Origin of the sequence: Pseudomonas sp. NPDC087626 (genome assembly GCF_044743405.1) — a bacterium.
Classification (GTDB): domain Bacteria; phylum Pseudomonadota; class Gammaproteobacteria; order Pseudomonadales; family Pseudomonadaceae; genus Aquipseudomonas.
In genome coordinates this window covers 119,917-135,017 of record NZ_JBIUWJ010000006.1, presented here as the reverse complement: position 1 = coordinate 135,017, position 15,101 = coordinate 119,917, and the positions used below count along the sequence as shown (strand labels likewise).

13 protein-coding genes are annotated in these 15,101 nt (G+C 63.2%); 5 read left to right on the top strand and 8 right to left on the bottom strand.

Features of this window, described 5'->3' with window-relative positions:
* Window positions 1-69 precede the first annotated feature (69 nt).
* From ACIOVD_RS07495 to ACIOVD_RS07485, 3 genes are all read left to right on the top strand, one after another.
* The gene (locus tag ACIOVD_RS07495; RefSeq protein WP_320332466.1) at window positions 70-585 is read left to right on the top strand and encodes a sigma-70 family RNA polymerase sigma factor; all 516 of its coding nucleotides are present in this window, start codon (window positions 70-72) and stop codon (window positions 583-585) included.
* Window positions 582-1,538 (top strand): FecR family protein, encoded by a 957-nt coding sequence (locus ACIOVD_RS07490; RefSeq protein ID WP_401126935.1) that lies wholly within the window; start codon window positions 582-584, stop codon window positions 1,536-1,538. The genes ACIOVD_RS07495 and ACIOVD_RS07490 overlap by 4 nt, the downstream gene beginning before the upstream one ends.
* A 76-nt stretch (window positions 1,539-1,614) precedes the next feature.
* Window positions 1,615-4,020 carry a TonB-dependent siderophore receptor gene (locus tag ACIOVD_RS07485; protein WP_401126933.1) on the top strand — a complete coding sequence of 802 codons (2,406 nt, stop codon included), beginning with the start codon at window positions 1,615-1,617 and terminating at the stop codon, window positions 4,018-4,020.
* A gap of 73 nt (window positions 4,021-4,093) precedes the next feature.
* Here the strand turns inward: ACIOVD_RS07485 and ACIOVD_RS07480 are convergent, their stop codons facing one another.
* On the bottom strand, window positions 4,094-4,690 hold the full coding sequence (locus ACIOVD_RS07480) for a DJ-1/PfpI family protein (RefSeq protein WP_095169871.1): 597 nt from the start codon (window positions 4,688-4,690) through the stop codon (window positions 4,094-4,096).
* Window positions 4,691-4,800: 110 nt separating this feature from the next.
* Here ACIOVD_RS07480 and ACIOVD_RS07475 point away from each other — a divergent pair, with 110 nt between their 5' ends.
* Window positions 4,801-6,135: a PLP-dependent aminotransferase family protein gene (locus tag ACIOVD_RS07475; protein ID WP_401126931.1), complete on the top strand. Its 1,335-nt coding sequence runs from the start codon at window positions 4,801-4,803 to the stop codon at window positions 6,133-6,135.
* Here the strand turns inward: ACIOVD_RS07475 and ACIOVD_RS07470 are convergent.
* The gene (locus ACIOVD_RS07470; RefSeq protein WP_401126929.1) at window positions 6,132-7,028 is read right to left on the bottom strand and encodes a LysR substrate-binding domain-containing protein; all 897 of its coding nucleotides are present in this window, start codon (window positions 7,026-7,028) and stop codon (window positions 6,132-6,134) included. The two genes, ACIOVD_RS07475 and ACIOVD_RS07470, sit on opposite strands and share 4 nt — an antisense overlap.
* 100 nt (window positions 7,029-7,128) lie before the next feature.
* Between ACIOVD_RS07470 and ACIOVD_RS07465 the strand changes: the two genes are divergently transcribed.
* The gene (locus tag ACIOVD_RS07465) at window positions 7,129-8,520 is read left to right on the top strand and encodes an aldehyde dehydrogenase family protein (protein WP_401126927.1); all 1,392 of its coding nucleotides are present in this window, start codon (window positions 7,129-7,131) and stop codon (window positions 8,518-8,520) included.
* A 62-nt stretch (window positions 8,521-8,582) separates the two neighbouring features.
* Here the strand turns inward: ACIOVD_RS07465 and ACIOVD_RS07460 are convergent, their stop codons facing one another.
* The 6 genes from ACIOVD_RS07460 to ACIOVD_RS07435 form a co-directional block, all read right to left on the bottom strand.
* Entirely contained in the window at window positions 8,583-10,934 is a 2,352-nt protein-coding gene (locus ACIOVD_RS07460) for a trypsin-like serine peptidase (protein ID WP_401126925.1), read from the bottom strand.
* A 149-nt stretch (window positions 10,935-11,083) separates the two neighbouring features.
* The gene (locus ACIOVD_RS07455; RefSeq protein WP_095169866.1) at window positions 11,084-11,407 is read right to left on the bottom strand and encodes a helix-turn-helix transcriptional regulator; all 324 of its coding nucleotides are present in this window, start codon (window positions 11,405-11,407) and stop codon (window positions 11,084-11,086) included.
* 492 nt (window positions 11,408-11,899) lie between these two features.
* Window positions 11,900-12,628 (bottom strand): amino acid ABC transporter ATP-binding protein, encoded by a 729-nt coding sequence (locus tag ACIOVD_RS07450; protein WP_095169864.1) that lies wholly within the window; start codon window positions 12,626-12,628, stop codon window positions 11,900-11,902.
* A complete protein-coding gene (locus ACIOVD_RS07445; RefSeq protein WP_095169863.1) occupies window positions 12,625-13,311 on the bottom strand; it encodes an amino acid ABC transporter permease in 687 nt (228 codons plus the stop codon). The genes ACIOVD_RS07450 and ACIOVD_RS07445 overlap by 4 nt, the downstream gene beginning before the upstream one ends.
* A 2-nt stretch (window positions 13,312-13,313) precedes the next feature.
* Window positions 13,314-14,042 carry an amino acid ABC transporter permease gene (locus tag ACIOVD_RS07440; protein ID WP_159996577.1) on the bottom strand — a complete coding sequence of 243 codons (729 nt, stop codon included), beginning with the start codon at window positions 14,040-14,042 and terminating at the stop codon, window positions 13,314-13,316.
* Window positions 14,043-14,164: 122 nt separating this feature from the next.
* Complete coding sequence (locus tag ACIOVD_RS07435) at window positions 14,165-15,064, bottom strand: transporter substrate-binding domain-containing protein (RefSeq protein ID WP_401126923.1); 900 nt, start codon at window positions 15,062-15,064, stop codon at window positions 14,165-14,167.
* Window positions 15,065-15,101 lie beyond the last annotated feature (37 nt).

Here is a 15,101-nt window from a genome sequence, read left to right as displayed (position 1 = left end):
TGTTAAGCATTGCGGATTCTCCATCCGACGCAATAGAATGCGAAACATTACCACTTGCTAGATTTTCTCATGAAGCCCTCCCCCGCAGCCGAGTCGTCGACGCTTGAAGCCCTGTACCGTGGCTATCATGGATGGTTGCTCGGCTGGTTGCGCCGCCGCGTGCAGTGTTCGCACCACGCTTCGGACCTGGCGCAGGACACCTTCATTCGCCTGCTGGCGGCCGGCCCTTACGTCGCCCCGCGTGAACCCCGGGCCTTCCTGGCCACTGTGGCCCGGCGCCTGTTGATCGACAATGGCCGACGCCTGCGCCTGGAGCTGGCGTTTCGCGAGGAGCTTGAACGCTGCGCTGCCTACCTCGATCAAGCGCCGTCGCCGGAGCAGATCCTCCAGGCCATCCAGATCCTCGAAGCCATCGACCGGGCATTGGCCCGGATGAAACCCCGGGTGCGCGAAACCTTCATCCTGCGTCATCTCGATGGCCTGGGACAGGCGCAGATTGCCGAGCGCCTGGGGGTGACCGTGCGCACGGTGCAACATGACCTGGTGGAAGCGCTGCTGGCCTGCGACGCATGTGCCCAGGCATGAAACCCGCAATCGCCCCCCAGGTATTGCGCCAGGCCGCTGAATGGCTGGTGCGCCTGGATCACGGCAGCGATGCCGATGCGCAGACCGAACAACAGTTCCGCGCCTGGCTGGCGGCAGACCCGCAGCACCACGAGGCGATCACGCGGCTGCAGGGCCACATTGCGCCCCTGCAGGAACTCCCTGCGCGGGCGGCCCTGCGCCGAGCACAGCCACCGCGGCGCCGGGCGTCGGGGGTCAAGGGCCTGGCGTTGTTGGCAGTACTGGGGCTGACGGGAGCACCCGGCTACCAGTATTGGCAGAACGGTTACCTGCTGGCCGATCACAGCACCGACAGCCGCCAGTGGCGGCACGAATACCTCGCCGATGGCAGTCAACTGCAGCTGGACAGCAGCTCCGCCGTCGACCTCGACTTCCACTCCGCGCAGCGTCGTGTGCGATTGCTCGAAGGCGAGATCCTGATCGACGTGGCCAAGGACGCCCAGCGGCCGTTCTACGTCGACACCCCCCACGGCACAATTCGCGCCCTGGGTACGCGGTTTATCGTCGAGCGCATCGGCGACGCAACCCAGGTGAGCATGCTGGAATCCTCGACCCGCATCGACAGCGGCGGACGCAGCCTGACCCTCAATCCGGGCCAGCGCGTGCGCTTCGACGCCCAGGGGTTGGGCGCCGTCAGCCAGGTCGATGGCCCTGCTTTGCAAGCCGCGTGGAGTGCCCACCAGTTACTCGCCCACGACCAATCCCTGGCCGATGTGCTGGCACGAGTTGCGCGCCATCGCCCGGGGCTGTTGATCTTCGACCGTCAGGCCCTGCAGGCCTTGCGCGTGACGGTGATGCTGCCGGCCGACGACAGCGACCGCGCCCTGCGCCTGCTGGCGCGCACCCTGCCGATCGAGGTGAAAAGCTACAGCCCGTGGATCACCCGGGTGTCGCTGAAACGCGAAAGCGAATAATTTTTCGCGGTTATTTCATGTTTGCGATTCTGCTGCGTCCTTCCTTTGGCCAACATTGATAAGGAGCACACAGAAGATGGCTTCAACGTCGTTCACCCGCAGCGGTTTGCTGCTCGCCAGCCACATGCTGCTGGGCAGCCTGCCGCTGGCCCTGCCCACCCTGGCGTATGCCCAACAGCAAACCCAGGCCTTCGATATCGCGCCCGGCCCGCTCGGCGAAGTGCTCGGCCGCTACGCCCAGGCCGCCGGCGTGCCGATCGCGTTCGCCTCGCACCAGGTCGAGGGACTGCGCAGCGAGGGTGTACGCGGCAGCTACAGCGTCGCCGAAGGATTCGCGCAGATCCTGCGTAACAGCGGCATGGACGCCAGCGCCAGCAACGACGGCTATCAGTTGGTGAGTCGGCCACTGTCCACGGGATCGATTGCGCTGGAGGCGACAGAAGTCACTGCCAACCAGTTGGGAACCATCACCGAAGGCACCGGTTCCTACACCCCGGGCACCATCGCCACGGCCACCCGCCTGGTCCTGACGCCGCGGGAAACCCCGCAGTCGATTTCAGTGGTGACCCGCCAGACCATGGATGACTTCGGCCTGGTCTCCATCGACGACGTGATGCGCCATACACCGGGGATCACGGTCTCGACCTACGACAGCGAGCGCACCAACTACTACGCCCGTGGTTTCTCGATTCAGAACTTCCAGTACGACGGCATTCCGACCCTGCGCAACGATGCCTTCTCGGCCGGCCAGACCTTGACCGACATGGCCGTCTACGACCGTGTCGAAGTGCTCAAGGGGGCTACCGGGTTACTCACTGGCGCAGGTGGCCCCGGCGGCACCATCAACCTGATCCGCAAGAAACCGACCGCCGAGTTCAAGGGCAACGTGGAGCTGGGCGCTGGCAGCTGGGACAACTACCGCTCGCAGATCGACCTCAGCGGGCCGTTGACCGAAACCGGCAATGTGCGGGCACGGGCGGTCGCCGCCTACCAGGACAAGCATTCGTTCATGGACCATTACCAGCGCAAGACCAGCGTCTACTTTGGTACCGTGGAAATCGACCTCAACCCCGACACCCTGCTGACCCTGGGTGCCGATTACCAGGACAACGACCCCAAAGGCTCGGGCTGGTCCGGCAGCCGCCCACTGTTCGATTCCAATGGTGATCGGATCAGCCTGCCACGCGCCTTCAACAATGGGGCGAAATGGAGTGGCTGGGAGCAGTACACCCGCACGGTATTCGCCACCCTGGAACACAGCTTTGCCAATGAGTGGGTCGCCAAGGGCCAGTACAACCACCAGATCAATGGCTATCACGCCGAGATCGGTTCGGTGCAGAGCAGCCCCAATGCGCTGACCGGAACCTCCAGCGTGTACGCCAACAAGTTCACCGGGGAAACCACCAGCGACAGCGGCGACTTTTACCTGTCCGGGCCCTTCAGCCTGCTGGGTCGCGAGCATCAGTTGGTGGTGGGCACCTCGGCCTCCAACTCCCACTGGAAAGCCAAGAGCTACTACAGCCCGACCTACACCAACAACGTGATCGACTTCTACCACTGGGACGGCGACAGCATCAAGCCGGACTGGGGCGTGGCCACCCCGACGGATGAAACCACGCGCCAGACTGCCGGCTACACCACGGCACGTTTTAACCTGACCGATGAGCTCAACCTGATGCTCGGCGCACGCGTGGCGAATTATTGGCTGACGGGCACCAGCGACACCCGGGAAACCGGCAAGCTGGTACCGTACGCCGGCGTCACCTACGACCTCAGCCAGAACCTGTCGTTGTACGCCAGCTACACCAGCATCTTCATGCCACAGCTCTACTACATCGACAGCCAGAACAAAGTCCTGGAACCGGATGAGGGCAAGAACTACGAGCTGGGCATCAAGGGCGAGTATTTCGATGGCCAGCTCAACACCAGCCTGGCGTACTTCGAGATCCACGAGACCAACCGTGCCGAGGCCGACAACGCCTACAACGCGGCCCCGACCAACCCCGCCGTGGAGTACGCCTACCAGGGCATCAAGGCCAAGACCAAAGGCTACGAAGCAGAAATCTCCGGGCAGTTGGCCCCTGGCTGGCAATTGCAGGCCGGCTATACCCACAAGGTCGTGCGTGACGAGCACGGCAACAAGGTGTCCACCTGGGAACCCGAGGACCAGTTGAGCTTCTACAGCAGCTACAAACTCCAGGGCAACCTCGACAAGTTGACCCTCGGCGGCGGTGCACGCTGGCAGGGACAAGGCTGGCAGGTCCTGACCAACCGGGCCAAGTCCAGCGAGGAGAAGTTCTCCCAGGATGCTTACTGGCTGGTGGACCTGATGGGCCGCTATCAGTTCACCGAACACCTGTCGGCCACGGTCAACGTCAACAACCTGTTCGACAAGTACTACTACACCAACATCGGCTTCTATAACTCCTCGTACTACGGCGACCCACGCAATGTGATGGTGACCAGCCGCTACGACTTTTAAGCCATGGCCCACACGCCGAGCAGACACTGGCGGTCAGCTCGGCTCAAGCACCGGAACCAGGCACCGGGCACCGCTACAAGTAAGGTTGGATATTGGCCAGGGTGCGCTCGACATACAGCTGTTTTTCTCCCACCGGGGCCACGTAGTGCACCGCATTGCTGGCCGCCTCCAGGCCCTGCAGGCGGGCGATGATCCAAGCCGCCAGGTAGGTTGACGCCAGGCAGCCGCCGGCGGTCGCCACGTTGCCCCTGGCGAAGAACGCCTGGTTCAGTACGTCCACCCCCGCGGCCTGGACCCAGGGTTTGGTGGTCAGGTCGGTGCAGGCCGGCACCCCTTCCAGCAGCCCCAGCTTGGCCAGCACCAGGGTCCCGGAGCACTGCGCCGCCAGCAGTTGCCGCCTCGGGTCCAGGCGCAATTGACCCATCAGTTGACTGTCCTCGACCACTTCACGGGTCAGCGCACCGCTGCCGACAATCACCGCATCCGCCTCGTTCGCCTCCTGCAGCGTGGCCTGGGACTCGATCACCAACCCGTTCATCGAGCGCACGCGCAACGTCGGGCTGGCAATCGACACGCGCCAGCCCGGGGTCTTGATCCGGTTGAGCAGCCCCAGGGCAATCAAGGAGTCGAGTTCGTTGAAACCGTCAAAAGTCAGGATCGCGATATGCATGACCGGGTCGTCCGCTGAGTGGGCTGGCGTCCGCCTGTTGGGGCGGTTGTGCGGTCTCAGGCTAGGGCCAATAATCAGTACAATCAAATTATTGTACTGGATACAAGCCCATGGCCCGTTCCCGCTACAAGTACCTGGTGGACGCCTTCGCCGCCGACATCCGTGCCGGCCGCCTGACACCCGGCACCCGCCTGCCCACCCATCGCCAACTGGCCACCCGCGAAGGCCTGGCCTTGGCCACCGCGACCCGGGTGTATGGCGAACTCGAAGCCATGGGCCTGATCAGCGGCGAAGCCGGCCGGGGCACTTTTGTCCGTGAGACTGCGCTGCCCGCCGGGCTGGGAGTCGACCAGCACGCCGTCGCCGCGGGCCTGCTCGACCTCAACTTCAACTATCCCGCACTCCCCGGTCAGGCCGAACTGCTGCGCGGCGCCTTGCGGCAACTGGCGAACAGCGGTGACCTGGAAGCCCTGCTGCGTTATCAGCCCCACGGTGGTCGCCCCCATGAGCGGGTCAGCGTCGCCCGGCACCTGCACTGTCGCGGTCTTGCGGTCAGTGAAGAGCAGGTGCTGATTGTCAGCGGCGCCCAGCACGGCCTGGCCGTCGCCCTGATGGGGTTATTGCGGGCCGGAGATGTGGTCGCCACCGACGCCCTCACCTACCCCGGGGTCAAAGTCCTCGCCGAGAGCCAGCGCCTGGAACTGGCGCCGATTGCTGCCGCCAACCAGCAACCGGACCTCGACGCCCTGGCGCGCCTATGCCAGCAACGCAAGGTACGTGCCGTGTACTGCATGCCGACCCTGCACAACCCGCTGGGCTGGGTGGCCAGTGCCGACTGGCGTCAGCGCCTGGTGCAGATCGCCCGCCAGCACGACCTGCTGATCATCGAAGACGCCGCCTACGCCTTTCTTGCCGATGACCCGCCAGCGCCCCTGGCTGCCCTGGCGCCGGAGCGCACCGTGTACGTCTCGGGGCTGTCGAAAAATGTCGCCACCGGCCTGCGGGTCGGTTTTGTCGCGGCGCCCCTGCCCTGGATCCCGGCCCTGGAACGGAGCATCCGGGCCACCGTGTGGAACACCCCCGGCGTGATGACCTCGATCGCCTGCAACTGGCTCGACGACGGCACCGTGCTACGCCTGGAACAACACAAGCGCGAGGATGCCAGACAGCGCCAAGCCCTGGCCCGCGCCGTCCTGCGCGGCCTGCCGTTCATCAGTCACCCCAACGCCTACTTCCTCTGGCTGCCCCTGGGTGAAGAAGTGCGCGCCGACCAGATCGCCATGGCCCTGCTGCGCGAGAACGTCTCGGTGTCGACCGCCGAACCCTTTGCCACCTCCAGCCACGTGCCCCACGCCATCCGCCTGGCACTGGGCTCCCTGGACCTGGCTAGCTTGCAGGTGGCCCTGGAAACGGTGAAGCGGGTGGTGGACAGGCATACGTATTAAGCCGGCTTGCGCCCGGTTGCCTCTGATCCCACCACCCCACGCGCCTCGAGCATCCGCACAAACATGCTCAGGCTTTGCGACACCGTGCCCCGGCGCCACACCAGCCAGGTGCGCAGGTAGCGGAACGACTCCGACAGCGGCCAGATGCTCACCGTGCTGCAACCGGGCATGCTCTCGAGCATGCTGCGGGGCATCAGGGCCAGGCCGGCACCGGCGCTGACGCAGGCGAGCATGCCGTGGTAGGACTCCATCTCGTGGATCCGCCCCGGCACTGCCGCGTCCTTGGCGAACCAGCTTTCGAAGTGGTGCCGGTAGGAACAGTTGGCGCGAAACGCATAAATGCTCTCGCCGTTGACCTCCCGCGCGCGGTGGATCGGCGGGTGATTGAGGGGGGCGATCAACACCATCTCCTCCTCGAACGCCGGCACTCCCTCCAGTGCCGGGTGCAGCACCGGTCCGTCGACGAAGGCCGCCGCCAGGCGCCCGGACAATACGCCGTCGATCATGGTCCCGGAGGGCCCGGTGGACAGGTCCAGCGCCACCTTGGCGTACTGTTGGTTATAGGCCGCCAGCAGTCCGGGAATGCGCACCGCCGCCGTGCTCTCCAGTGAGGCCAGGGAGAACGAGCCTTGGGGTTCTTCCCCGGCAACCGTCGCCCGGGCCTCCCCGACCAGGTCGAGAATCCGTCGCGCGTAGTCGAGAAAACTCCAGCCGGCCGGCGACAGGCGCAAGCGGCTTTTCTCGCGGATAAACAGATCCACCCCCAGGTCCTGCTCCAGTTGCTTGATCCGCGTCGTCAGGTTCGAGGGCACCCGGTGGATGTGCTGCGCGGCGGCACTGATGCTGCCATGCTCGGCCACGGCCTTGAAAATCTCCAGCTGGACCAGATCCAAGTCATTCTCCATTCGTGAACGATAGGCTCAGCATTATTCAGTTTTCAGCAGCCAAGCGCCAGCGTAGCCTGCATCCATTCCCACCCAGCAGGACGGTGCCATGACCCAGATTTCCAGCCTCACCCATGCCCTTTCGATCAACCCCGCCACCGCCGAGCAGATCGGCCACTACCCTTATGAGTCCGCGACTGAACTGGATGCGGCGCTGGCCCGGGCCAGTGCCGGGTTCGCCACCTGGCGCCGTACCCCGCTCGCCCAGCGAGCCCAGGCCTTGATTGCCCTGGCCCAGGCGCTACGCGACAACGCCACGAGCATGGCCCGGATGATCACCCTGGAAATGGGCAAGCCGCTGACCCAGGCCCGTGGTGAAATCGAAAAATGCGCCCAGCTCTGCCTGTGGTACGCCGAACACGGCCCGGCCATGCTCGCTGCCGAGCCGACCCAGGTGGAAGGCGCCAAGGCGCGCATCGAGTACCGCCCGCTGGGGCCGATTCTCGCGGTGATGCCGTGGAACTTCCCGATCTGGCAAGTCCTGCGCGGCGCGGTTCCAGCCCTGATCGCCGGCAACACCTACGTACTCAAACATGCACCGAACGTGATGGGCAGCGCCTACCTGCTGCGCGATGCCTTGCGCCAGGCCGGGTTTGCCGAGGGTGTGTTCGAAGTCATCAACGTCACGCCAGACGGCGTCTCCAGTGCGATTGCCGATCCACGGATCGCCGCCGTGACCCTGACCGGCAGCGTGCGCGCCGGCATGGCCATCGGCGCCCAGGCCGGTGCGGCCTTGAAAAAATGCGTGCTGGAACTGGGGGGCAGCGATCCGTTCATCGTGCTCAACGACGCCGACCTCGATGAAGCGGTCAAGGCCGCAGTGCTCGGCCGCTACCAGAACACCGGGCAAGTCTGCGCAGCCGCCAAGCGCCTGATCATCGAACAGGGCGTGGTCGAGGAATTCACCCGCAAGTTCGTCGAGCTGACTCGCCAACTGGTGGTCGGCGACCCCTTGGCCGACGCAACCTACATCGGCCCGATGGCACGTGTTGACCTGCGCGACGAGCTGCACGAGCAGGTGCGCGAGACCCTGGAGCAAGGCGCGACCTTGCTGCTGGGTGGCGCCAAGGCCGAAGGCCCGGGCAACTACTATCCGCCGACGATTCTGGCCGACGTCACCGACCAGATGACCGCCTTCCGCCAGGAACTGTTTGGCCCGGTGGCGTCGATCATCACCGCCCGCGATGCCGCCCATGCACTGGCGCTGGCCAACGACAGCGAGTTCGGGCTGACGGCGACTGTCATCAGCCGCAACCTGGAACTGGCCCGGCAACTGGCGGACGAACTGCAAACCGGTGGCGTGTTCATCAACGGCTACAGCGCCTCCGACCCTCGTGTGAGCTTCGGCGGCGTGAAGAAAAGTGGTTTTGGCCGCGAACTGTCGCACTTCGGCGTCCGCGAATTCTGCAACGTCCAGACCGTGTGGCTGGATCGCCGCTGAGGGCAGCAAAAAACCCGGGAGCACCAGGTTCCCGGGTTTTTAGCGGTGCAAGGGGCTAACGATCAGTCCTGATCCTGGTTCAAGGCTGAGCCAAACACCCCGTGGTAGAACTCCCCGACCCAAGGACCGAACTCCGGTCCGTAGTTCTGTTGCAGGTCGATGTTGTACTGGCTGAACACACCATTGACCAACTGCGGCTCATTGATCATGAACCAGGGTCCGCCGCTGCCACCCGCCGTCAACTCATCGTGCTTGACCACGATAGACGGCGCGGCACTGGCCACCTGACTGCCAATGCTCTGCCATGGCACTTGACCGTCGAACGGGAACAGCACCGTGGCTTGCCCCGGATAACCGGTGTTCCTCCAGCAACCGGCAACCATGCCCCACTGCAAGCCCACCCAGCCGACCACATCCCCTACTCCGCGGCCATCGGGGCCGGGTTTGACCTTACAGAAACCCAGGTCCCAGGCCGGGCTCTGGGTGCTCTCCCAGGCTGTCGGCCAATTCCAGTTCTCCACTTGCCAGCCACCGTAAGGGGCGTTGCCGTTTTCATAGGCGGGGACGAAATAGAGATTGCTGGCTTGATGCCCATCGAGCAGCAGGCAGTGGGCCGCCGTCAAAATCCCGGATCGATGCACCACCACCGCCGACGCGGTGCACGGCCTGCCATTCATATCGAAGAACAGCTTGCCGACGGTACGCTGCGGGTACTCATGCAGGTGCTGAACCCGCGAAGTATCTGGCCCCAGGTGCACACTCAAGCTGCCCGCAGACGGCGGTGTCCCCCCGGCCAACAGACTGTTGGCGTCGCCGCCGACGATCGACCGGCCAGCCTCCGGCAGCGGGTATTCATCCAGCGCGTGAGTGGAGCGATCCAGTGGCTGTGCGCTGGCCATGCGTTCGGCGGTCCACAGCGCGGCAAGGTCTTCGAGCGATGTGGTAACGCTCGCGGAAAAGTCCTGGGCATGCACGGCGGTGGCCAGCCATGGGCCCACCGGGTAGAGGTTGGCCTCCACCAGGTACCAGACGATGTTCCAGCTGTAGCCTCGGTCGTAGTCGCTCTTGACGAACACATCGCCGCTACTGCGACCGATTACCTGCTCGCTGACTTTGTGCCAGTCGCCGCCCGTGCCATCGTCCCAGTTGCAGATGATGTCCCAGCCGACAATCACCTTGGTCGAATCACGGAAGGAGAACACGTGTTTGTTCCAGCCGATCCGCCATTTCGCCTCGACATGGTCCGAGACGCTCTGGATGTTGATCCCCGGCAGGTCGCCTTTCTGGAACCCGAAGCTCCAGCGCACCGTGCCCTTGTCGGCGTCGAAGTTCTGGTCCTTCTTCGGCTCGTTTTTTCCCGCCGCGACCACCTGGGTGTAGAACACCTGGCGGTTGTTGATCTCGCGCAGGCCGTTGAGCAGGCGATTGGTTTCATCGGCTAACAACTCGATCATTTTCGAGTCTTTGGGCAAGGAGGCTTGCTGCGCCTGGATTTTCGATTCCAGCCGGTGGTACGGCTCCTCGACCAGGCGTCGGCCGAAGTCCGGGCAGCTACTGAACAAGGCGCGCGCCAGCCAGAAACGGTTGTAGAGAAAGCTCAGCTCGGAAAACACCACCGGGCTGACCGGCACTTCGCCGGAAATCGACGGGTCGATCACTCGATAGTGCTGCAGGTAGGTTTCCAACTGATTGGCTTGCAGCGACTGGTTGAACCACGGCAGCAACTCGGTGACGATGGTCTCGGCGGTCCAGCCCGTTTTCGGTGGCGAGGGGATCGCGCTGTTGACCCCGGTGGCCTTGATCCGCACTGAGACGCTGGCGTTGTGTTCCTTGGAGATTCTCTCGAAGCTGGCGCTGCCCTCGGTACTGAACACCTGGGGCACATCGGCGGCCATCGCGGCGGTGAACTTGTTGCGTTGCTCGGCGCTGGAAAAACGGCACTGGTAGATCGCATACAAGGATGAACCGGCCCTGTAGCCTGCGACAAAATAGTCGCCGTACTTGCTGCGAAAATCCTCGCCTGGAGTCACGTTCAGTTCGTTCTTCTGCGCTAGCGCGTACTGGCTCTCCTCGATCGACACCTGGGCCACCAGTGTCACACTCAGCTCGGAAACCGCCATCTCGTTGAGGAACGAGGTACTGGCCGAGACATTCACCCCCTCAAGGTTGTAGGCGGCCTTCACCGAGCCGGAAATCATGCTCTGCAGGTCGCTCTCGGACTGCACCAGTGAATAGATGAATTCCGTCGACTTCTGCCCCGCCGGGGTCACCGTGAACGGCTTGACCGCCGAGGCACGCAATTGACCGGTGATGGCATCGACACCCAACCCGAGCTGGTAGCTCTTTTGCCACGGCTGGCCCACCACTGTGGTGTTGAGCAGGGAGGTCACCGGATTGCTTGAGATCTGTTTCATGGGTCGTTCTCCTTAACAGTTTGAACCGCACAATCGTCACTGGCGCCCGACACCCTTGCGGTGCACTTAGCGCGTCACCACCCTGGCAAGCTTGTGCCAGGCCCACAAGCAATGGCGCATGCGTGCTGCGCACTTCGCGTGCGTGGTGCTCAGTAGCCGCTGGCAGGGTCTTGAAGAACACGGATCAGGTGCGCACGTGCCCGGTCACACAGATCGGGGAAAGGCTGCTCGACCGGCCATGGTGCCGGCTCTCGGTGCTGCTCCATGCCACCGCGCCCCAGCAGCAGCCAGTCCGCCGATACGTCCAGGTACTCGCACAGGGCGATGACATTGGCCAGGGTCATGGGACCGCCCTGGCACCAGCGCGATACCGCGCTTTCGCTAACCCCCATGGCGGCAGCCAGCGCGTAGTGTTTGTTGATGTGGCGTTGCCCCATCGCCTTGCGGATACGTCGTCCTCGATTCAGTGGCATGTCAGCCCCTCTGCAATGAATATCCTGTAGGGAAATCTGGCACAAAAGCCAAGCACCAGTGAGCGATCGCAGGGGGAACTGTGCGGCAGCTAGCAAAGCGCGGGGGGAGACAGCAAAAAAACCGAGGGGTATCAGCTAATTTCGAGCAGTTAAACGATGCCGGGCCTTGTGGGAGCAGCCGGGCGGCGTTCCGTTTGCTCGCGAAAAACGTCAACGATAACGCGTGCATTCAGAATAACCGCGGCGCTCTCCAGACCATCGCGAGCAGGCCGCAAGCGGGCGCTCGCTCCTACATTAAATTTGCTGAGTGTCTGCAAAACCTGCGGGCGGCCAAGCTCACTGTAGGAGCGAGCTCGCGAAAAACGTCAACGATAACGCGCACATCCAGAATAACCGCGGCGTTCTCCAGACCATCGCGAGCAGGCCGCAAGCGGGCGCTCGCTCCTACAGGGATTGCGCCGGGCCTTGTGGGAGCGGCCGGCGTGCAACGCCTTAGTGCTGGAGGATTTTCGAGAGGAAACTGCGGGCCCGGTCCGAGCGTGGGGCGCCGAAGAACTCCTCGGACTTCACGTCCTCGATGATCTCACCGCCATCCATGAACACGATGCGGTCGGCCACTTTGCGCGCGAAGCCCATTTCATGGGTCACGCACATCATGGTCATGCCCTCGCGGGCCAACTGGACCATGACGTCCAGCACTTCGTTGACCATTTCCGGGTCAAGCGCCGAGGTCGGTTCATCGAACAGCATGGCGATCGGGTCCATGGCCAGGGCCCGGGCAATGGCCACCCGCTGTTGCTGGCCGCCGGACAACTGGATCGGGTACTTGTGCGCATGGCTCTTGAGCCCGACGCGTTCCAGCAGGGCCATGCCCTTTTTGGTCGCCGTGTCACGGTCGCGACCCAGCACCTTGATCTGCGCCAGGTTGAGGTTGTCGATGATGCTCAGGTGCGGGAACAGTTCGAAATGCTGGAACACCATGCCAACCCGCGCACGCAGTTTCGGCAGGTCGACACCCTTGCCCGTGACAGGCTGATTCTCGATAAAGATCTCGCCTTCCTGCACCGGCTCCAAGCCGTTGACGCATTTGATCAGGGTGCTCTTGCCGGAACCGGATGGCCCGCACACCACCATCACTTCACCACGCGAGAGCTCGGTGGTGCAGTTCTTCAGGACCTGGAAGTTGCCGTACCATTTGCTCAGGTTTTTCATCTGGATCATGCGGTTCTCCCTACATTTCTTTTCAAGCGCTTGGTCAGGCTGGAGAGCAAGTAGCAGATCACCAGGTAGACCAGGGCCACGAACAGGTACAGCTCCACCAGGCGCCCGTCACGCTGGGCGAACTTGCTGGCCGCGCCGGTAAAGTCGGCGATGGACAGCACGTACACCAGTGAGGTGTCCTGGAACAGGATGATGGTCTGGGTCAGCAGCAAGGGGGTCATGCGACGCAACGCCTGGGGCAGGATCACGTAGATCATCGATTGCGCCGGACGCAGGCCGAGGGCGGCCGCGGCCTGTCGCTGGCCGCCAGTGATGCTCTGGATACCGCCACGAATGATCTCGCTGTAGTAGGCCGCCTCGAACATGCAGAAGGTCACGAAGGCGGTGACCACCGGGCCGATCTGCACCGGGCGTTCGGTGCCGAAGGCCATCTGCAGGAGCAAGGGCATCAGGAAGTAGAACCAGAAGATCACCAGCACCAACGGGATGCTGCGCATCACCGTCACATAGCCCAGGGCAAAGCCGCGCAATACGCGGTTGTGCGACAGGCGCATGAGGGCCAGGAAGGTACCGGCGACGATGCCGACCGACATTGCCACCAGGGTCAGCAGCAGGGTGAATTTCAGGCCATTCCACAGGGCCGGCATGGCCCGGACAATGACGCTTGGGTCTAGATCAAACATGACTACCTCGTCGCGCCGCGAATGGCCAGGGAACGTTCGATGTGACCCATGACAAAGGTCACCAGCAGCGAAATCACCACGTAGATCACGGTTGCGGCGGTGAACGCCTCAAAGGTGTTGAACGAGTACTCGCTGACGTTGCGCGCCTGCGCGGTCAACTCCATCAAGCCGATGGTCAGGGCCACCGATGAGTTCTTCAGGGTGTTCAGGGCCTCGGAGGTCAGCGGCGGGAATACCACGCGGATCGCCTGGGGCAACAACACCTGCAGGTACATCTGGGTCGGGCGCAGGCCCAGCGCCAGGGCCGCGCCCCGCTGCCCGCCGGCGACCGACTCGATACCGGCCTTGAACAGCTCCGACAATTTGGCCGAGGTGAACAGGGTCAGCGCCACCACGGCACTGAAGAACGAGGGATAGGGCAAATCCTGCTTGAGGTAATCACCCATCGACACCGGGAGTAACTCGGGCACCACGAAGAAGCAGATGAACATTTGCACCAGCAGCGGGATGTTGCGAAACACCTCGGTGTACAGGTTGCACAGCCATACCAGTGGCCGCAGCGTACTGGTGCGCAGGGTGCCGACCAGGCCACCGATCAACAACGCGAGGATGAACGCGACCAGGGTGGTCGCCAGGGTCCAGCTGGTGCCGGTGACCAGCCAGTGCAGATACGACGAAGTTTCTCCGGGAGCGAAATCCCAGAACACGCTCCAGTTCCAGTTGTAATCCATCAACCACCAACCTTTAAGAAAAAGCACAACGCTTGCACGCTGGACACGCTCTCCCCTGCGCAGGAGCTGGCAAGCCAGCGCCCGCGCCTTGAAAAGCGCCTCAGCTCATTGGCAAACCGGCATCAGACGCCGGTGTCGTTCGGGTGCGCGATGGCTTGTTTCAGCGCGTCGCTCATCGGCAGGTTGATCACGGCATTCTTCGGCGGGATCGGCTGCTCGAACCATTTCGGGTACTGGGTATCGATCACGCCAGTGCTGTAGAGGTTGCGCAACACGTCATCGGCAAAGGACTTGAACTGCGGGTCGTTCTTGCGGATGCCGATGGCATAGGGTTCGGCGGACATCGGCTCGGGCAGCAAGGTGTAGGCATCCGGGCTGCGGCTTTGGGCGATGGTTGCCATCAACTGCACGTCGTCGTTGATGTAGGCCACGGCGCGCCCGGTTTCCAGCATCAGGAAGGCTTCGCCACCGTCCTTGGCATTGAGGATTTTCAGGCCCAGCTGTTTTTCCCGGTCCAGGTTCTTGGTGATCCACTCGCCGCTGCCCCCGGTAATCACCACCACCGCCTTGCCCTTGAGGTCGGCGACGCTGTTGATGCCGGCGGTCTTCTTCACCGCGTACTTGGCGCTGGCCACATAGCTGGTGAGCAGGAAGCCGATCTGTTTCTGGCGCTCGACGGTGTTGGTGGTCACCCCACATTCCAGGTCGATGGTGCCATTGATCAACAGTGGCGTACGGGTCGCCGCGACAACCGAGACGTACTCGGTCTTGAGGCCCGGCTCGCCCACCTTGACCTTGATCTGGTCGACGATTTTCTGGCACAGCTCGATGCTGTAGCCGATCGGTTGCTGGGCATCGTTGAGGTAGGAAAACGGCAACGAGGCGTCGCGGTAGCCGAGGGTGACGGTGCCCGATTCCTTGATTTTCTTCAGGGTTCCTGTGAGGTCGTCAGCCTGTGCAACGCTGGTGCCCAGACAAGCAGCGACGACTAGGGCAAGCAGCTGTTTCTTTTTATCGAGCATGGGGATCTCCGACTATTGTTATGGCAGCTTTGGCACA